Consider the following 17,998-nt stretch of genomic DNA (forward strand, 5'->3'; position numbering starts at 1 on the left):
CATGGGTGTGCTGCTGCTGGTCCGTCACGGACAGGCGTCGTTCGGCGCTGACGACTACGACGTCCTGTCCGAGACGGGCTGGCAGCAGGCCCGGCTGCTCGGCCGCTGGCTCGGCGAGCGCGGCCTGCAGCCCGACCTCGTCGTGCGCGGCAGCATGCGCCGCCACCGGGAGACCGCCGAGGCGATGATCGAGGGTGCCGGCTGGACGTCCGAGCCGCGTGTCGACGCTGACTGGGACGAGTTCGACCACCTCGGCGTGGTCTCCGCCCACGGCGAGAGCGTCGACGGCCTCGACCGGCGCGAGTTCCAGCTGCTCTTCGAGCGGGCGACGGCGCGCTGGACCAGCGGTGAGAGCGCCGACTACCCCGAGACGTACGCCGCCTTCCTCGACCGGGTGTCGCGCGCGACCGCCGCCGCCGCGACCGAGGCCGGATCGGGCCGCACGGTCGTCGCGGTCACCTCAGGTGGAGCGATCGGCGCGGTGTGCGCCCGGCTCAGCGACCCGGACGCGGACCAGCCCGCGCTCGCGCGGATGTGGTCGCGCTTCAACGCGGTCACGGTCAACTCCGCGGTCACACGCGTGCTCGTCGGGTCGACCGGCATGCGGCTGCTGACCTTCAACGAGCACCCTCACGTCGAGGGCGACACGCTGACCTACCGCTAGACCATCCTCCGGACCATCGACAGCGGGGCGTGCCGGAGCACGAAGGAGAGCGGCGTCCACGGCCACGGCGGCACGCACGCCTCGCGCTTCTCCTTCTCGATCGCGTCGACCATCGCGCGCACGCCGTCCTCGGTGGTGGCCATCAGCCGCGGGAGCTTTCCGTCGACGACGTTCATCCCGGACACGATGTAGCCCGGGTGCAGCAACGTCACCTTGATCGGCGTGCCGTAGAGGTCGGCCTGCAGACCCTGGCCGAGGCTGGTCACGCCCGCCTTCGTCGCGGCGTACGTCGTCTGCGCCTTCGGTAGCCCGCGCATCGCCGCCATCGACGACACCAGCACGAGGTGACCGTGGCCCTGGTCGCGCAGGATCTCGGTCGCCGCCTCGGCCTGCGCGAGGACCGCGACGAAGTTGGTCATCGCGGTCTCGCGGTTGGCGTCGTAGCGCCCGGTGCCGAGCGGGGCGCCCTTGCCGATGCCGGCGTTGACGACGATCCGGTCGAGGGTGCCGAAGTCGGCGCGGAACGCCTGGAACACCGAGAAGACCTGGTCGTCGTCGGTGACGTCGAGGGCGCGGACCTCCACCCGCCGAGCCGGGTGGGCAGCGGCGATCTCGTCACGCAGCGCCTCGAGCCGGTCCAGGCGTCGCGCGCACAGCGCCAGGTCGTAGCCCCTCGCGGCGAGCTGGCGCGCCATCTCCTCGCCGAGTCCGGAGGAGGCGCCGGTGATCAGGATCGTCTGCGTCATGCGCCGAGTGTGCCCGACCGAGAAAAAGTCAGGCTTGACTGTTTGTTGGTGACGCACGATGCTGGGCCGGTGAGCACGGTGGCCGGGACGACGCGCGTCCCGCAGGAGGAGCGGACCCGCCTGATGCGGGCCCGGCTGCTCGAGGCGACCGTCGACTGCCTGGTGGAGCGTGGCTTCGCCGGTACGTCGACCACGCTGGTCTCCGAGCGTGCGGGTGTCAGCCGCGGCGCCCAGCTGCACCACTTCCCGACCAAGAACGACCTCGTCGTCGCCGCGGTCGAGCACCTCACCGAGCGACGCGGCGCCGAGCTCGCGGCCGCTGCCGACTCGCTGCCGGACGGCCCCAGGCACACCCGCGCCGTGATGCAGATGCTCGGTGACCACTTCGCGTCGCCCGTCTTCAACGCTGCTCTCGAGCTCTGGGTCGCGGCGCGGACCGACGAGAACCTGCTGGCCGCGGTCGGGCCGCTGGAGCAGCGGGTCGGTCGCGAGACGCACCGGCTGACGGTCGAGCTGCTCGGCGCCGACGAGTCCGTGCCCGGCGTGCGCGAGATGGTGCAGGCGACCCTCGACCTGGTGCGCGGGCTCGGCCTGGCCAACACGATCTCAGACGACACCCGGCGCCGCCGCCGCATCCTCGACCACTGGGCCGACACCCTCGACACCGTGCTGAAGGAGAACCGATGAGCGACCTCCTCGAGGGCCTGCTGGCCGACCTCAAGGCCGAGAGCGACCAGCTCTGGAACGCCGTCGCCGGGCTCGACGCCGACGGCTGGGCCACGCCGACGCCGGCCGCGGGCTGGACGGTGGCGACCCAGGTCGCGCACCTGCTGTGGACCGACGAGGTGGCGGTCGTCGCGGCCACCGACAAGGCGGCGTGGGACGCCCACGTCGTCGCCGGCATGGCCGATCCGACGGGCTACGTCGACGAGCAGGCCTTCGAGGTCGCGCGGCTGGCCCCCCAGGCGTTGCTCGCCCGCTGGGGCAAGGCGCGCGAAGCGCTGCCCCTCGCGCTCCGGTCCGTGCCGGACGGCCAGAAGATGCCGTGGTTCGGCCCGCCCATGTCGCCGACGTCGATGGCGACCGCGCGGTTCATGGAGACCTGGGCGCACTCCCACGACGTGTACGACGCGCTCGGCATCGACGTCGAGCCGACCGACCGGATCCGGCACGTCGCGCACCTGGGGGTCCGCACCCGCAACTTCGCCTACTCGGTCCACGAGCTCCCGCCGCCGGCGGAGGAGTTCCGCATCGACCTGGTCGCCCCGTCGGGGGACGTGTGGTCGTGGGGGCCCGAGGACGCCGCGCAGACGGTGACCGGGTCGGCGTACGACTTCTGCCTGCTGGTCACCCAGCGCGTGCACCGTGACGACACCGACCTGGTCGCGACCGGCGAGGACGCCGAGCAGTGGCTGACCATCGCCCAGGCCTTCGCCGGGCCCGCGGGCGAGGGACGGTCGAAGCAGTGATCATCGGCAACTGCTCCGGCTTCTACGGCGACCGGCTCTCTGCGATGCGCGAGATGCTCGAGGGCGGCCGGCTCCACTACCTCACCGGCGACTACCTCGCCGAGCTGACCATGCTGATCCTCGGCAAGGACACGATGAAGGACCCGTCGCTGGGCTACGCCAAGACCTTCGTGCGCCAGGTGGAGGACTGCCTCGGGCTCGCGCTCGAGAACGGCGTCAAGATCGTCAGCAACGCCGGCGGCCTCAACCCGTCCGGTCTCGCGGACCGGCTCCGCGAGGTCGCGCAGGGCCTCGGCCTCGATCCCGCGATCGCCCACGTGGAGGGCGACGACGTCCGGTCGCTGGGTCTCCGCGAGGGCGCGCTGACGGCCAACGCCTACCTCGGTGGCTTCGGCATCGCAGCTGCCCTGAGCGCCGGCGCCGACGTCGTGGTCACCGGCCGGGTCACCGACGCGTCCCTGGTCGTCGGGCCGGCGGTCGCCCACCACGGCTGGACGCCGACGTCGTACGACGAGCTGGCCGGCGCCGTGGTCGCCGGGCACGTCCTCGAGTGCGGGACGCAGGCGACCGGTGGCAACTTCTCCGGCTTCAAGACGCTCCCTCACGACGGACTCCCGCTCGGGTTCCCGATCGCCGAGATCGCGGCCGACGGCTCCTCGGTGATCACCAAGCACGCCGGGACCGGTGGTGCGGTCACCGTCGACACGGTCACCGCGCAGCTCGTCTACGAGATCCAGTCGACGCGCTACCTCAACCCCGACGTCACGACCCACCTCGACTCGGTCCGGCTGCGCGAGGTCGGACCCGACCGGGTGGAGATCTCGGGCGTCACCGGCGAGGCGCCGCCCGCGCGCCTCAAGGTCTGCGTCAACGAGCTGGGCGGCTTTCGCAACACCGTGGAGTTCGTGCTCACCGGGCTCGACATCGAGGCGAAGGCCGACTGGGTCCGCGAGCAGCTCGGCCCCGCGCTCACCGCGAGCGAGGTCAGCTGGACCCGCACCGCGCTGCCCCCGGCCGACGCCGACACCGAGGAGGGTGCGTCCTCGCTGCTGCGCTGCACCGTCAAGGACGCCGACCGCGACCAGGTCGGGCGGGGCTTCACCGGCGCCGCGGTCGAGCTGGCGCTCGCGTCGTACCCCGGCTTCACGATGACCGGACCGCCCGCCCAGCCGACGCCGTTCGGCGTCTACCGCGCGGAGTACGTCGACCGCTCGGCCGTCACGCACACCGTCGTCCACGCCGACGGGACCCGCGAGGTGATCGCCGACCCGACCGACTTCGCCGAGGTCGAGCACGCCGACGGGCTGCGCCCCTCGCCGTACCCCGCTCCGACCGACTCGCTCACCCGGCGTGCGCCGCTCGGGTCCTTCGTGCACGCGCGGTCCGGCGACAAGGGCGGCGACGCCAACATCGGGCTCTGGGTGATGAACGACGGTTCCGGCAAGTACGACGCGCGTGTCACCTGGCTGTCCAAGCTGGTCACCCCCCGCAAGGTGCGCGAGCTGGTCCCCGAGGCAGCCGACCTCGACATCGAGGTCTACGTGCTGCCCAACCTCGGTGCCGTCAACGTGCTGATCCGCGGGCTGCTCGGCGAGGGTGTCGCGGCATCGACGCGGTTCGACCCGCAGGCCAAGGGCCTCGGCGAGTGGGTGCGCTCGCGGGTCGTGCACATCCAGGAGGGGCTCCTGTGAACGTGCGCGACATCGCCGCGGAGTTCACCCGGCGCGAGGTGGTGCCCCACCTCCAGGAGTGGGAGGACGCCGGAGAGATCCCGCGGTCGCTCCACCTGGCGGCTGCGAAGCAGGGACTGCTCGGCGTCTCCTTCCCGGAGTCGGTCGGTGGCGAGGGCGGCGACCTCATCGACTCGACCGACCTGCAGGAGGGGATGTTCGAGGCCGGTGCGTCGAGCGGGCTGATGGCAGGCCTCTTCACCGGCGGCATCGCGCTGCCCCACATCGCCGCCCACGGCTCGTCCGACCTGGTCGCCCGGTTCGTCCGGCCGACCCTGGCCGGGGAGAAGATCGGCTCGCTTGGCATCACCGAGCCCGGCGGCGGCTCCGACGTCGCGGCCATCCGCACCACCGCCGTGCGCGAAGGCGATCACTACGTCGTCAACGGCGCCAAGACCTTCATCACCAGCGGCATCCGCGCCGACTTCGTGACCACCGCGGTCCGCACCGGCGGGGCTGGTCACGCGGGCATCTCGCTGCTGGTCGTCGAGAAGGGCACCCCCGGCTTCACCGCCGACCGCGCGCTCTCGAAGATGGGCTGGCACTGCTCCGACACCGCCGAGCTGTCGTACGTCGACGTGCGGGTGCCGGTCGCCAACCTGGTCGGCGAGGAGGGCTCCGGCTTCTACCTGATCGCCGAGCAGTTCGTCGTCGAGCGGATCGCGCTCGCCGTCCACGCGTACGGGATCGCGGCCCGGTCGCTGGAGCTCACCGCGGCCTACTGCCGCGACCGCGAGACCTTCGGCAAGCCGCTGATCGCCAACCAGGTGGTGCGCCACAAGCTCGTCGAGATGCGGCGCCAGGTCGAGGTCGCCCGCACCTACACGCGGCACGTCGCCGAGCGCCACGTCGCGGGGGAGAGCGTCATCGCCGAGGCCTGCCTCGCGAAGCAGACCGCGTGCGACACCGCGACGTACGTCTGCGACCAGGCCGTCCAGCTGCACGGCGGAACGGGATACATGCACGGGACCGAGGTGGAGCGGCACTACCGCGACGCCCGGATCCTGCCGATCGGCGGAGGAGCCACCGAAGTGCTGACAGACCTGGCCGCCAAGCTGTTGGGGTACGCCTCATGACGGGCCACCGTCGGTCGAGGAGGGACGAAGTCCCGTCTCGAAACCCGGTGAGCCAAAGGTCGGCCTCGATCGAGGTCGCTTCTCGGGTGCAGGGGTTTCGAGACGGTTGCTGCGAAACCTCCCCAACCGACGGAGGGGAACGATGACGAACCGCGAGGCGATGCTGGAGAAGGTCGCCGACCTCGAGACCGAGCAGGCGAAGGCCGTCGCCGGGGGCGGCGAGAAGTCGGTCGCGCGCCACCACGGGCGCGGCAAGCTGCTGCCCCGCGAGCGGATCGAGCTGCTCGTCGACGAGGGCTCCGCCTTCCTGGAGCTCTCCCCGCTGGCCGGGTGGGGCTCCGACTTCACCGTCGGGGCCAGCGTGGTCACCGGCATCGGCGTGGTCGAGGGCGTGGAGTGCATGATCACCGCCAACGACCCGACCGTGAAGGGCGGCGCGAGCAACCCGTGGACGGTCAAGAAGATCTTCCGGGCCTCGCAGATCGCCGAGGAGAACGGGCTGCCGACGATCTCGCTGGTCGAGTCCGGCGGCGCCGACCTGCCGACCCAGAAGGAGATCTTCATCCCGGGCGGCAAGCTCTTCCGCGACATCACCCGGGCGTCCGCGCGCAAGGAGCCCACGATCGCGCTGGTCTTCGGCAACTCCACGGCCGGTGGCGCCTACGTGCCCGGCATGTCCGACTACACCGTGATGGTCCGCGAGCAGGCCAAGGTCTTCCTCGGCGGCCCGCCGCTGGTGAAGATGGCGACCGGCGAGGAGTCCGACGACGAGTCGCTCGGCGGTGCGGAGATGCACGCGCGCACGTCGGGCCTCGCCGACTACCTCGCCGAGGACGAGCGCGACGCGATCCGGATCGGGCGACGGATCGTCGCCCGCCTCAACTGGAAGAAGGCGGTCGCGCCGCCGACGTCGTACGCCGATCCGGACGAGGACCCCGAGGGCCTGCTCGACCTGATCCCGACCGACCTCAAGGAGCCGTTCGACCCGCGCGAGGTGATCCGCCGGATCTGCGACGGGGTGTCCGAGACGAACGGCGCGGTCTTCGACGAGTTCAAGCCGCTCTACGGCCCGTCGCTCGTGACCGGCTGGGCCAAGCTGCACGGCCGCCCGATCGGCATCCTCGCCAACGCCCAGGGCGTGCTCTTCTCCCAGGAGGCGCAGAAGGCGACGCAGTTCGTGCAGCTCGCCAACCAGACCGACACGCCTCTGCTCTTCCTGCACAACACGACCGGCTACATGGTCGGCAAGGACTACGAGCAGGGCGGGATCATCAAGCACGGCGCGATGATGATCAACGCGATCAGCAACTCCACGGTCCCGCACCTGAGCGTGATCATGGGGGCGTCGTACGGCGCCGGCAACTACGGCATGAACGGCCGCGCCTTCGACCCGCGCTTCCTCTTCACCTGGCCGTCCGCCAAGTCCGCGGTCATGGGACCCGCCCAGCTCGCCGGCGTGCTCGAGATCGTCGCCCAGCAGTCCGCGGAGTCCAAGGGCCAGACCTTCGACGCCGAGGGGTTCAAGGCGGTCAAGGAGATCGTCGAGGCCCAGATCGAGGAGCAGTCGATGCCCTACTTCCTGTCCGGGATGCTCTACGACGACGGGGTGATCGACCCGCGCGACACCCGCACGATCCTGGGCATCTGCCTGTCCGTGATCGAGACCAAGCCGATCGTCGGCACCGACCGGTTCGGGGTGTTCCGGCCATGACCCGCCGCATCACCCGCCTGCTGGTCGCCAACCGCGCCGAGATCGCGTCCCGGGTGTTCCGCACCTGCCGCGCCCTCGGCATCGAGACCGTCGCGATCCACTCGGACGCCGACGCCGCGCTGCCCTACGTGCGCGAGGCCGACACGGCTGTGCAGCTGCCCGGCAACGCCCCGTCCGAGACCTACCTGCGCATCGACCTCGTGCTCGACGCAGCCCGCCGGTCGGGAGCCGACGCGATCCACCCGGGCTACGGCTTCCTCTCCGAGAACGCCGAGTTCGCCCGCGCTGTCATCGACGCCGGCCTCATCTGGGTCGGCCCGGCTCCCGAGTCGATCGACGCGATGGGCTCGAAGATCGAGGCCAAGCGGATCATGCGCGAGGCCGGCGTACCCACCCTCGAGGCGCCCGCCGAGCCGACCGAGGCCGACCTGCCCCTGCTGGTCAAGGCCTCCGCCGGCGGCGGTGGACGCGGCATGCGCGTCGTACGCCGCCTCGAGGACCTGGCCGGCGAGATCGCCGCGGCCGAGGCCGAGGCACTGTCGGCGTTCGGCGACGGCACGGTGTTCGTCGAGCCGTACGTCGAGCAGGGCCGTCACGTCGAGGTCCAGGTCGTCGACACCAGCGTCTACGGCGAGCGCGACTGCTCGATCCAGCGGCGGCACCAGAAGGTGGTCGAGGAGGCGCCGGCTCCCGGCCTGAGCGACGAGGTCCGTGCTGCGTTGCACGAGGCCGCGCGCAAGGCCGCCGAGGCGGTGGACTACCGGGGCGCGGGCACGGTCGAGTTCCTCTACGACCCGGCCACCGAGCGGTTCTTCTTCCTGGAGATGAACACGCGTCTCCAGGTCGAGCATCCCGTCACCGAGCTCGTGCACGACGTCGACCTGGTCGAGCGGCAGATCGCCTCCGCGGAGTCGAGCTGGACGATGGGGTGGTCGGACCCGCCGCGCAGCCACGCGATCGAGGTGCGCCTCTACGCCGAGGACCCGTCGGCCGACTACCAGCCGCAGAGCGGGACCCTCACGACGTTCGAGATCCCCCTCGAGGACGGGATCCGCGTGGATGCCGGTTTCGAGTCCGGCAGCGAGGTGTCGACGCACTACGACGCAATGCTGGCCAAGGTGATCGCCCACGCCCCCACCCGTCGGGCAGCGGCACGCAAGCTCGCGGGGGTGCTCTCCCGCGCGAAGATCCACGGGCTGGTCACCAACCGGGACCTGCTGGTGTCGATCCTGCGTGACGAGGCGTTCCTGCGGGGCGACGTGTCGACCGACTTCCTCGGGGGTTTCGAGACAGGCGCTAGCGCGCCTTCCTCAACCACCGAGTCTTCGGCAGTCGCGGCGGCGATCGCGCTGGCCGAGCGCGCCAAGGGGGTCCGCACCGTGCAGCGCGGGATCCCGGTCGCCTGGCGCAACGTCACCTCGCAGCCGCAGCGCACCGAGTTCGAGGGGGGCCTCGTCGTCGAGTGGTTCGGCGCCTACTCCGTCGAGGGCCACACCGTGGTCGCCGCGAGCGCAGACAGCGTCACCCTCGAGACCGACGGCGTGCGCTCGACGTACGACGTGGCCGTCGTCGGTGACGCGGTCGACGTGGACGGGCCGGAGGGGCACGTGCGACTGACGCGGGTGCCGCGGTTCGTCGACCCGGCGGACGCGGTCGCCAGCGGGAGCCTGCTGGCGCCGATGCCCGGGACCGTCGTCCGGGTCGCCGTCGAGCAGGGTCAGACGGTGGGTGCCGGCGACCCGGTGCTCGTCCTCGAAGCCATGAAGATGCAGCACACCGTGAGCGCGCCGTACGCCGGCGTCGTCACGGAGATCAACGTGAGCACCGGTGCGCAGGTCGCCTCCGGTGAGGTCCTAGCAGTGGTGGAGGAAGCATGACCGTGGGATTCAGCGAGACCGAGGAGCGCCAGGAGCTGCGCAAGGCGGTGGCCCGGCTCGCCGGCAAGTACGGCCGCGAGTGGTTCACCGAGAAGGCGCGCGCCGGCGAGAAGACCACCGAGCTGTGGCTGGAGATCGGCAAGAACGGCTACCTCGGCATCAACATCCCCGAGGAGTACGGCGGGGGTGGCGGCGGCATCGGCGACATCGCGGCCGTGTGCGAGGAGCTCGCCGCCCAGGGCTGCCCGCTGCTGCTCATGGTCGTCAGCCCCGCGATCTGCGGCACGATCATCAGCAAGTACGGCACCGAGGAGCAGAAGCAGCGCTGGCTGCCCGGCATCTGCGACGGCACGAGCACGATGGCCTTCGCGATCACCGAGCCCGACGCCGGCACCAACACCCACAACATCACGACCACGGCGCGGCGCGACGGTGACGAGTGGGTGCTTAACGGCCGCAAGATCTACATCTCCGGCGTCGACGAGGCCGACAACGTGCTCGTCGTGGCCCGCGCCGAGGACGCCAGGACCGGCAAGGTGAAGCCGGTGCTCTTCGTCGTGCCGACCGACTCGCCGGGCTTCGAGTTCAAGCACATCCCGATGGAGATCGTCAGCCCCGAGCTGCAGTTCCAGGTCTTCATCGACGACGTCCGGCTGCCGGCCGACGCCATCGTCGGCGACGAGGACGGCGGTCTCGCGCAGCTCTTCTCCGGGCTCAACCCCGAGCGGATCATGGCGGCGTCGTTCTCGACCGGCCTGGCGCGCTACGCCCTCGGCAAGGCCACGTCGTACGCCAAGGAGCGGGTGGTCTTCAAGGAGGCCATCGGCTCGCACCAGGCGGTCGCGCACCCGCTCGCGCAGGTGCACATCGAGACCGAGATGGCCCGCCTGATGACGCAGAAGGCGGCGGCACTCTTCGACGCCGGGGACGAGTTCGGCGCGGGCGAGGCGGCCAACATGGCGAAGTACGCCGCCGCCGAGGCCGCTTGCAACGCCGCCGACGCTGCCGTGCAGACGCACGGCGGCAACGGCATCACGCAGGAGTACGGCGTGGCCGGGCTGCTCGTCGCGACCCGCGCCGGGCGGATCGCCCCGGTCAGCCGGGAGATGATCCTGAACTTCGTCGCGATGCACTCGCTGGGGCTGCCGAAGTCCTACTGATCCTGCCGGGACCGGGGAAGGGCGCGTAGCCTCGGGCTGCGCCCTTCTCGGGGCAACGGGGCCACCGTCGTTCTCGAGAGGTCCCATTCGTCATGCGCAAGCTCCTGTCCGTCGTCGCCCTGCTGCTGTGCGCAGCCGGCCTGTCGACCGCAGTCCCCGCCCAGGCCCAGACCGGCACGACGCACGCGTCGCACACCGCCAGGGCTGCCTTGCCCTGGGAGGGCAACTACCGCGGCCTGGACCGCGACCACCGCGTCGTCACGTTCCACTACACCCGGTCCCACGGCATCACGAACTTCCGAGTCGGCCACCAGTTCTTCGGCCACGCGCAGGTCCAGGGCGACCAGTGGCACCACACCTGCACCTCCGGCTACTGCACCCGCGGGCGTTGGCACCACGACTTCTACGTGACCGGCGTCTGGAACGTCAGCCACAGCGGCAGCGGCGACGTCTTCTTCGAGGCCACCCACGTCAGTTGATCCACCCTTCCCTTGCCATGATCGAACACATGTTCGATCATGGCAAGGGTGATCATCCACGCCGACCTCGACTCGTTCTTCGCCTCCGTCGAGCAGCGTGACGACCCGCGGCTGCGCGGTCGACCGGTCATCGTCGGCGGGGGCGTGGTCCTCGCCGCGAGCTACGAGGCCAAGGCACACGGGGTCCGCTCCGCGATGGGTGGCCGGCAGGCGATGCGGCTCTGCCCGGACGCGCTGGTCGTCCCGCCCCGCTTCTCGGCGTACGTCGAGGCGAGCCGGGCGGTCTTCGAGATCTTCCACGACACGACGCCCCTGGTGGAGGGCATCTCCATCGACGAGGCGTTCCTCGACGTCGGCGGGCTGCGTCGTCTGGTCGGGCCCCCCGAGATGATCGGCGCCCAGCTGCGCGAGCGGGTGCAGGCGGAGGTCGGGCTGCCGATCTCGGTCGGCATCGCCCGCACCAAGTACCTCGCCAAGGTGGCCAGCGCCGTCAGCAAGCCCGACGGCCTGCTCAGCGTGCCCGCGGACGGCGAGCGCGCGTTCCTCCACCCGCTCCCGGTCGAGCGGCTCTGGGGCGTCGGCGCGATCACGGCGGCCAAGCTGCATGCCGAGGGCATCCGCACCATCGGTGACCTCGCGCGCCGCGAGGAGGCCGAGCTGACCGGCGCCATCGGTCTGGCGGCCGGTCGCCACGTGCACGCGCTGGCCAACCTGCGCGACCCGCGTCCGGTCGTGGTCGGTCGGCGCCGCAGCTCGATCGGGTCCCAGTCGGCGCTCGGCTCGCGTCGCCGGCGCAGCCACGCCGAGCTCGACGTGATCCTCGCCGGCCTCGTCGACCGGGTCGCCCGTCGCCTCCGCAGCGGTGAGCGCACCGGTCGGACCTTCACGCTCCGGCTGCGGTTCGACGACTTCACCCGGGCGACCCGCTCGGCGACCCTGCCCCGGTCCACGGCCGCGACGGCCACCTGGCTCGAGACCGGACGCCGGTTGCTCGCGGCCAACTGGCCGCTGATCGAGGAGCGCGGGTGCACGCTGATCGGCATCACGATCTCGGGCCTCGTCGGGGCCGACGCCCCCGAGCAGCTCGAGCTGCCGCTCGACGCCGAGCAGGAGCGGGGCGAAGTCCTCGACGGCACGCTCGACCGGGTGCGCGACCGCTTCGGGTCCAGTGCCGTCACCCGCGGCACCCTCGTCGGGCGCCGGATCGGGCTGGAGATGCCGACCCTCCCCGACCCGGGGCCTTCAGCCCTACGCTGACGCCGTGCTCCCGCCCATCCAGCGCTACGCCCCCCAGGTCGCCGTCGTCATGGACGCGGTCGGGGACGCCCGCCGTTCCCTCGACCTCGACCTCACCGAGCCGCGGGTCGAGCTGTTCGCGGACCAGTTCGGCGTCGACGTGTCGGTGATCGACGACGACCTGCGCCGCCGGTTCCTGGAGGCGACCGGGCCCACGGCGTTCGAGGTCGTGCAGGCGATCTACGTCGACGACTACTGGCCGCGGGTCGCCGCGATGTCGATGCAGCTCTTCGGCCCGGTCACCAGCGAGCAGCTCCCCCCGGTCGAGCCCGTCGACCTCTGGCCGCTGCTCGAGGAGTTCATGCGCGAGGTCGCCCGGCTCGACACCCTCGACCCGGTCCTCACCGAGCTGGTCCGGCTGCGCGGTGCGCGGCAGCACGAGTGCCGGCTGTGCAAGTCCCGGCGCTCGGTCGCCGCCCTCGACGCAGGCGCGAGCGACGACACCTTCGCGGCCGTCGACCACTACGACGACAGCGACCTTCCCGCCGCGACCCGCGCTGCGCTCGCCCTGACCGACGCGATGATCTGGACGCCGTACGCCGTCCCCGAGCCGGTCCTCGCGGCGGCGACGGAGCACCTCGCGCCCGAGCAGGCCGTCGAGGTGGTCCTCGACGTCACCCGCAACGCAGCCAACAAGATCGCCGTCGCCCTCGGCGCGGACGCGGCGACCGTCACCGAGGGCGTCGAACTCTTCACGACTGATGCCGACGGCCACCTGACGGTGGTGGAGCGGCCGCCCGGCTAGGTTGTCCGAGTGGGCACAGCGATCGATGCCGTCGACCGGACGCAGCAGCGCTTCTCCGTGCTCGGCTACCCCCTCGCGGTGATCTACAAGTACTTCGACGACCAGGGCAACTACCTCGCCGCGATCATCACCTACTACGCCTTCATCGCGATCTTCCCGCTGCTGCTCCTCGGGTCGTCGATCCTCGGCTTCTTCCTCGAGGGCAACCCGGAGCTGCAGAAGGACCTGCTCGACTCGGCGCTCGCGCAGTTCCCGATCATCGGTGACCAGCTCGGTCGGCCCGAGGGGCTGCAGGGCTCGGTCACGGTCGTGGTCATCGGTGGTCTGGTGGCTCTGTACGGCGCGATGGGTCTGGGGCAGGCGCTCCAGAACGCGCTCAACATCGCCTGGTCCGTGCCGCGCAACAGCCGGCCCAACCCGATCCTGCTCCGGCTGAAGAGCCTCTTCCTGCTGCTCACCGCCGGCATCGCCGTGCTGAGCATCTCGGTGCTGTCGACGCTGGCGGCCAACACCGAGGTGCTCGGCGAGACGGTGTCGTCGTACAAGTGGCCGATCACGGTGATCACCGTCGTGGTCAACACGATCGTCCTGACGGCCCTCTTCCGGGTCGGTGCCGCTCGCGACCACGACATCTGGCGCGGGTCGATCCCGGGTGCACTGACCGCGTCGCTGCTCTGGATCGGGCTGCAGCGCCTCGGCACCGTCTACGTCACCAACGTCATCGGCGAGACGGTCGGCATGAACCAGACCTTCGCGTTGGTCCTCGGTCTGATCGGCCTCATCTGGCTGACCGCCGCGCTCGGCGTGCTCGGGATCGAGGTCAACGTCGTGCTCGAGCGCCGGCTCTGGCCCCGCGCCCTGCTGACGCCGTTCACCGACAACGTCACCCTGACCGACGCCGACCGCCGTGCGTACGCCGGATACGCCAGAGCCCAGCGCCACAAGGGATTCGAGCAGGTCGAGGTCACCTTCACCGACACCATGAAGCTGCGCGTCGTCGAGGCCGTCGAGCCCGACGACGACGCCGATCACGCGTCCTAGAGAGTGTCGGAGCGCACCACCCGGGTCGCGACGGCCGGGGCCTCGGGGTTGTCGAGCCAGCGCAGCACCATGAACCCGCGGTGTCGGCCGCCGGTGTCCAGCCAGTTCGGGTGGCCGGGATCCTGGGCGCCGACCAGGAGCCGCACGGTCCCGTCCGGCTCGGTGGTGACGCTGGCGTTCGTGAGCGACGACCGGCGCCGTCGCGGCTCGAGGCACTCGTGCCAGACGTTCTCGAGCGCGATCGACCAGTAGCGGGTGTCCGGCGGCGTGAGGTCGAGCTGGAGCAGCTCGTCGTCCGCGAGGTCGAAGACGCCCATCATGTAGAGGTTGTCCGGCGTGGTGTTCTCCGCGCCGAAGGCGGCAGCCTCGGCGGTGATCAGCCGGTTCGGCTCCTCGTGCAGCAGCTCGGGTGCGATCGAGCGGTGCAGCGTCATCAGCTTGACCGCCGTCCACGCGAGCGCGGTCAGCTGCCCGGCGAGGGTCTCGTCGTCCAGGGCCTCGGGCGGACCTGCCGGGTCGAGCCTCGCGATGTCGTACGTCGCGAGCGTCTCGACGGCTCGGTCGGCGACGTACTGCCGGACGACGATCGCCGACGCGTCCTCCGGGATCTCGATCCACTGGCCGCCGACGCCCGGATCGGTCGCGGCCAGCACCAGGTCGAAGCGCCCGTCGGCGTCGATCACCAGGTCGGTGTCGGACACGTAGGCGGCGCTGCGTCGTGGGGTCAGTCCGACGCCGGCCATCACCTGGAAGCCCAGGTAGGTGACCGAGCCGCGCTGGCCTGTCAGCCGGTACGCCGAGCCCGGCGCGATCGCGCAGAGGTCGTACTCCCCGTTGGGGTTCGGTCCGCCGACCTGGCGCATCGGCGTCGCCATCGGGAACATCCGCGGCTCGCCCGGGTCGACGTCGACCGAGAGCTCGCTGCAGAGGGCCAGGATCCTGGCGAGCACCCGGAAGCCCTCGAGCTGCTCCCGCTCGTCGCGGGCGTCGTCGCGGACGACCTGGGCGAGGTCGTCGAGGACGGAGCGCAGGAAGGCCCAGGCCTCCTCGGTCGCCGTGGTCACGTCAGTCCACCAGCCGGACGCGGAGCTGCTCGACGAGCTCGGGCGCTAGGCCCAGCCCGTCGGTCAGGTAGCCGCCGACCGAGCCGTAGAGCTCGTCGACCGTGGCGTACGCCGTGGCGAGGTAGCTCTCCTCGACCACCATCGTCGGCTCGTAGACCGAGACCTTGTCGTCGCCCAGGTGCTCGGCGATCAGCCCGAGGTACTTGGTGCGGGTGTTGGAGGAGAACTGGTTGGTGAGCAGGTAGTCGGCCAGGATCGTCGCCCGGTCCACTCCCGCGATCTCGAGCAGGAGGGCGGCCGCCCAGCCGGTGCGGTCCTTGCCCGCGGTGCAGTGGAAGAGCTGGGGGACCGAGCCGGTGGCGAGCTCGGTGAGCAGCTCGGCGTACGACGCCCTCGCCTCGGGCGACCGCACGAACGCGTCGTACACGTCGCGCATCACGCGGACCGCGGCGTCCGCGTCCTCGAGGCCGGAGATCATCTCCGTCGGGATGCCGGAGACCTCGACGTGGTGCCAGCGCGCGCCGTCGACCTCGACGTCGGGGTGGGCCTCGATCTCCATGGTGCTGCGCAGGTCGTGGATCGTCGTGATGCCGAGGTCGGCCAGCGACGTCGCGTCCTCAGGGGTCAGCTGGAGCTCGTTGGAGCGGAAGAAGATCCCGCGGGCGACCCGGCGACCGTCGCGGGTCCGGTAGCCGGCGCCGGGACCGGCGACGTCGCGGAAGTTGTCGGCCGAGGAGAGGCGGACGAGGTCGTCGGTCAGCGCGTGGTCTGACGTGGCGTGTTCGGGCACGTCCGCAGGATAGGGGGACGGAGGGAAGCGCACGTGAACGACCGCGCAGCGGGCAATGGTCCATACCGGAGGGCCGGGTAAGTGGGTTCGGGGACCTCCCGGCGTGATCCGACCTAGCGTGGCCGAGACGAGCGGCATCGGGGCTGGCGTCCACCCTCCCTCCGACGATTGGTCTGCATCCCATGATCCGCAAGTTCGCAACTGCATGCGCCGCGCTCGCTGTCGCGGCGGGCCTGGTCACCGCCTCGGGCGTCGCCAGTGAGGCCAGCTCGTTCACGCCCAGCACCGGCCACTACGTCGCCGTCGAGAGCCACCCGGGATCTCACGGCTCGAACATGATCACCTTCGAGGTCAAGAGGCTCAGCCACGGCGCCCTCCAGATCCAGGGCTTCAAGGTCGGGCACCAGGGCTACGGCAACGCCACGATCGACCACGAGCACAAGTTCAGCGTCTGCAACAGCCACTACTGCTACAAGGGCCAGTGGTACAACGCGGGCTACGCGCACGGGTGGTTCAAGCCGAGCGGTTCCTCCCACTGGGTCGAGTTCCTCGGCCACCCGCGGGAGATGCCGGGCACGGGGATGTACATGGGGAGCGGGTCGAGTCACCCGAGCTCGGTCGGGTTCACGCTGAAGAACGAGCACGGCAACCTGGTCGTCAAGGGCTTCAAGATCAACGGTCACGTGTACGGCGACGCCCACGTCAGCAACGGGATCTTCGACACCTCGCACGCCGGCACCAGCTTCCGGGGCTTCTGGCACACGGCGACCTCCGTCTACGGCCAGTACAAGCTGCACGGCACGCACACCTGGGTCGGGTTCACGGCCAACGCGTACGACTTCTGATCGACAGACAGGGAACTCCATGATTCGCAAGCTCTCCGCAATCGTCACGGCGGCGCTCTGCGTCGTCGGACTGGCCGTGGCCACCTCGGCCCCGGCCCAGGCCAACGTCGTCCCGAGTCACGGCGGCTACGCGGGCGTCGACCACGGCGCCCGCCCGGTGACCTTCTCGTTCAACGGGACCCAGATCACCCACTTCACGGTGGGCAGCGGTCACAGTGCGCTCGTGATCGGTACGGCGCACGTCACGAACGGCATGTGGCACGAGACCTGCGGTGGTGGCTACTGCTTCAAGGGCGGGTGGACCACCGACAACCACGTCTCGGGCTTCTGGCGCCACGGAGGCAGCCACAGCTGGGTGTCGTGGACGGCGACCTACCACCCGGTCACCTCCTTCACGCCGTTCGGCGGCTCCTACATGGGCCGCGACCACCGGCAGCTGAGCGTGCACCTGACCTACCGCGGTGGCTTCATCACCGGGTTCACCTGGGACAGCAACCACTTCAGCGGCAACGTGCGGGTGACGAACGGGAAGTTCGAGCACTGCTACTCGAACTTCTGCATCAAGGGCACCTGGGAGGACGAGACCCGGGTCGTCGGCCAGTGGCGCTACCCGAACAGCACGCAGTGGACCGGGTGGGAGATGCAGGCCTACGCGGCCTGATCCGACTGGCGCCTCCCGTCACGACGAAAGTCGTGACGGGAGGCGTCTGCTCGGGTGACACTTCGCTCGTGATCAAGCTCGAGCTGCTTCTCGGGATCGCGTCGTTCGCGCTCTGGGTCTTCTGCCTGGTGGACGCGATCGGTGCGCCGAGCGACCGGATCAGGAACCTGCCCAAGGTGGCCTGGGTCGTCATCATCCTGTTCTTCCCGTTCATCGGGTCCATCGCCTGGCTGGTCGCCGGACGGCCCGAGGGTCCGGAGCGGCGTTCGCCGTACGAGCGCGAGGCGCCGGACTTCCCGGAGTACGACCGTCGTGGCCGGGCCGCCGCCGTCGACCCCGAGAAGGACGCCGAATTCCTCCGCCAGGTGCGCGAGCGCGCCGAGGCGCAGCGCAAGGCCTACGACGAGCGGCGCAAGCGCGAGGCCGATCCCGACGCGTGACTCCGATGGTTGAGGAGGCGCGCTTGCGCCGTCTCGAAACCCCCGCAGGACTGACGTCGGCCTTGAGGTTGGCGGTGGCTGCGGTGGCGGTTGACGAGAGGGGTGGTCGCCGCGGTCTGTGGTTGCGGTGGCGATTTCCAGTCGCTGGCCGGCTTGCGGGCACGCTGGGGTCGACCGTCGTGGTTGCGGTCGAAAGATGAACAG

General features: G+C 70.8%; 18 protein-coding genes. 15 read left to right on the forward strand and 3 right to left on the reverse strand.

Annotated features, from left to right (window positions below; translation table 11 throughout):
* Position 1: 1 nt before the first annotated feature.
* The gene (locus ABLE68_RS09235) at positions 2-664 is read left to right on the forward strand and encodes a histidine phosphatase family protein (protein ID WP_348871024.1); all 663 of its coding nucleotides are present in this window, start codon (positions 2-4) and stop codon (positions 662-664) included.
* On the opposite strand, the gene ABLE68_RS09240 is transcribed toward ABLE68_RS09235, so the two are convergent.
* Positions 661-1,410, reverse strand: a complete 750-nt coding sequence (locus ABLE68_RS09240; RefSeq protein WP_348871025.1) for an SDR family oxidoreductase — start codon at positions 1,408-1,410, stop codon at positions 661-663. The two genes, ABLE68_RS09235 and ABLE68_RS09240, sit on opposite strands and share 4 nt — an antisense overlap.
* A gap of 69 nt (positions 1,411-1,479) precedes the next feature.
* On the opposite strand from ABLE68_RS09240, the gene ABLE68_RS09245 reads away from it, so the two are divergent.
* The 11 genes from ABLE68_RS09245 (at position 1,480) to ABLE68_RS09295 (ending at position 13,994) form a co-directional block, all read left to right on the forward strand.
* Complete coding sequence (locus tag ABLE68_RS09245; protein WP_348871026.1) at positions 1,480-2,097, forward strand: TetR/AcrR family transcriptional regulator; 618 nt, start codon at positions 1,480-1,482, stop codon at positions 2,095-2,097.
* Complete coding sequence (locus ABLE68_RS09250) at positions 2,094-2,879, forward strand: TIGR03084 family metal-binding protein (protein WP_348871027.1); 786 nt, start codon at positions 2,094-2,096, stop codon at positions 2,877-2,879. Before ABLE68_RS09245 ends, ABLE68_RS09250 begins: the two co-directional genes overlap by 4 nt.
* Positions 2,876-4,570 carry an acyclic terpene utilization AtuA family protein gene (locus tag ABLE68_RS09255; protein WP_348871028.1) on the forward strand — a complete coding sequence of 565 codons (1,695 nt, stop codon included), beginning with the start codon at positions 2,876-2,878 and terminating at the stop codon, positions 4,568-4,570. Before ABLE68_RS09250 ends, ABLE68_RS09255 begins: the two co-directional genes overlap by 4 nt.
* Positions 4,567-5,685: an acyl-CoA dehydrogenase family protein gene (locus ABLE68_RS09260; protein ID WP_348871029.1), complete on the forward strand. Its 1,119-nt coding sequence runs from the start codon at positions 4,567-4,569 to the stop codon at positions 5,683-5,685. The genes ABLE68_RS09255 and ABLE68_RS09260 overlap by 4 nt, the downstream gene beginning before the upstream one ends.
* Before the next feature lie 142 nt (positions 5,686-5,827).
* Positions 5,828-7,396 carry an acyl-CoA carboxylase subunit beta gene (locus ABLE68_RS09265; protein ID WP_348871030.1) on the forward strand — a complete coding sequence of 523 codons (1,569 nt, stop codon included), beginning with the start codon at positions 5,828-5,830 and terminating at the stop codon, positions 7,394-7,396.
* Complete coding sequence (locus ABLE68_RS09270; protein WP_348871031.1) at positions 7,393-9,273, forward strand: acetyl/propionyl/methylcrotonyl-CoA carboxylase subunit alpha; 1,881 nt, start codon at positions 7,393-7,395, stop codon at positions 9,271-9,273. The genes ABLE68_RS09265 and ABLE68_RS09270 overlap by 4 nt, the downstream gene beginning before the upstream one ends.
* Entirely contained in the window at positions 9,270-10,433 is a 1,164-nt protein-coding gene (locus tag ABLE68_RS09275) for an acyl-CoA dehydrogenase family protein (protein ID WP_348871032.1), read from the forward strand. The genes ABLE68_RS09270 and ABLE68_RS09275 overlap by 4 nt, the downstream gene beginning before the upstream one ends.
* Before the next feature lie 92 nt (positions 10,434-10,525).
* Positions 10,526-10,912: a hypothetical protein gene (locus ABLE68_RS09280; protein ID WP_348871033.1), complete on the forward strand. Its 387-nt coding sequence runs from the start codon at positions 10,526-10,528 to the stop codon at positions 10,910-10,912.
* A gap of 39 nt (positions 10,913-10,951) precedes the next feature.
* Positions 10,952-12,169, forward strand: coding sequence for a DNA polymerase IV (dinB, locus tag ABLE68_RS09285; protein ID WP_348871034.1), 1,218 nt, complete (start codon positions 10,952-10,954; stop codon positions 12,167-12,169).
* Positions 12,170-12,173: 4 nt separating this feature from the next.
* On the forward strand, positions 12,174-12,953 hold the full coding sequence (locus ABLE68_RS09290; RefSeq protein WP_348871035.1) for a carboxymuconolactone decarboxylase family protein: 780 nt from the start codon (positions 12,174-12,176) through the stop codon (positions 12,951-12,953).
* A 9-nt stretch (positions 12,954-12,962) separates the two neighbouring features.
* Positions 12,963-13,994 (forward strand): YihY/virulence factor BrkB family protein, encoded by a 1,032-nt coding sequence (locus ABLE68_RS09295; RefSeq protein WP_348871036.1) that lies wholly within the window; start codon positions 12,963-12,965, stop codon positions 13,992-13,994.
* On the opposite strand, the gene ABLE68_RS09300 is transcribed toward ABLE68_RS09295, so the two are convergent.
* Both ABLE68_RS09300 and ABLE68_RS09305 read right to left on the reverse strand, forming a co-directional pair.
* The gene (locus ABLE68_RS09300) at positions 13,991-15,058 is read right to left on the reverse strand and encodes a DUF1214 domain-containing protein (protein WP_348871037.1); all 1,068 of its coding nucleotides are present in this window, start codon (positions 15,056-15,058) and stop codon (positions 13,991-13,993) included. The genes ABLE68_RS09295 and ABLE68_RS09300 overlap by 4 nt on opposite strands.
* Position 15,059: 1 nt before the next feature.
* Positions 15,060-15,848 (reverse strand): tyrosine-protein phosphatase, encoded by a 789-nt coding sequence (locus ABLE68_RS09305; protein ID WP_348871038.1) that lies wholly within the window; start codon positions 15,846-15,848, stop codon positions 15,060-15,062.
* Between the two features lie 182 nt (positions 15,849-16,030).
* Between ABLE68_RS09305 and ABLE68_RS09310 the strand changes: the two genes are divergently transcribed.
* From ABLE68_RS09310 to ABLE68_RS09320, 3 genes are all read left to right on the forward strand, one after another.
* A complete protein-coding gene (locus ABLE68_RS09310) occupies positions 16,031-16,693 on the forward strand; it encodes a hypothetical protein (RefSeq protein WP_348871039.1) in 663 nt (220 codons plus the stop codon).
* A gap of 19 nt (positions 16,694-16,712) precedes the next feature.
* Positions 16,713-17,354 (forward strand): hypothetical protein, encoded by a 642-nt coding sequence (locus ABLE68_RS09315; protein ID WP_348871040.1) that lies wholly within the window; start codon positions 16,713-16,715, stop codon positions 17,352-17,354.
* A 68-nt stretch (positions 17,355-17,422) separates the two neighbouring features.
* On the forward strand, positions 17,423-17,794 hold the full coding sequence (locus ABLE68_RS09320; RefSeq protein ID WP_348871041.1) for a PLD nuclease N-terminal domain-containing protein: 372 nt from the start codon (positions 17,423-17,425) through the stop codon (positions 17,792-17,794).
* Positions 17,795-17,998 lie beyond the last annotated feature (204 nt).

This window comes from Nocardioides pollutisoli (genome assembly GCF_040045055.1).
Taxonomy (GTDB): Bacteria; Actinomycetota; Actinomycetes; order Propionibacteriales; family Nocardioidaceae; genus Nocardioides; species Nocardioides tweenelious.

Bases quoted from the DNA above. Each gene is read 5' to 3' on its own strand.
- ABLE68_RS09235 (WP_348871024.1), top strand. From the start codon at position 2: ATGGGTGTGCTGCTGCTGGTCCGTCACGGACAGGCGTCGTTCGGCGCT.
- ABLE68_RS09240 (WP_348871025.1), bottom strand. From the start codon at position 1,410: ATGACGCAGACGATCCTGATCACCGGCGCCTCCTCCGGACTCGGCGAG.
- ABLE68_RS09250 (WP_348871027.1), top strand. From the start codon at position 2,094: ATGAGCGACCTCCTCGAGGGCCTGCTGGCCGACCTCAAGGCCGAGAGC.
- ABLE68_RS09265 (WP_348871030.1), top strand. From the start codon at position 5,828: ATGACGAACCGCGAGGCGATGCTGGAGAAGGTCGCCGACCTCGAGACC.
- ABLE68_RS09270 (WP_348871031.1), top strand. From the start codon at position 7,393: ATGACCCGCCGCATCACCCGCCTGCTGGTCGCCAACCGCGCCGAGATC.
- ABLE68_RS09275 (WP_348871032.1), top strand. From the start codon at position 9,270: ATGACCGTGGGATTCAGCGAGACCGAGGAGCGCCAGGAGCTGCGCAAG.
- ABLE68_RS09280 (WP_348871033.1), top strand. From the start codon at position 10,526: ATGCGCAAGCTCCTGTCCGTCGTCGCCCTGCTGCTGTGCGCAGCCGGC.
- dinB (WP_348871034.1), top strand. From the start codon at position 10,952: ATGGCAAGGGTGATCATCCACGCCGACCTCGACTCGTTCTTCGCCTCC.
- ABLE68_RS09310 (WP_348871039.1), top strand. From the start codon at position 16,031: ATGATCCGCAAGTTCGCAACTGCATGCGCCGCGCTCGCTGTCGCGGCG.
- ABLE68_RS09315 (WP_348871040.1), top strand. From the start codon at position 16,713: ATGATTCGCAAGCTCTCCGCAATCGTCACGGCGGCGCTCTGCGTCGTC.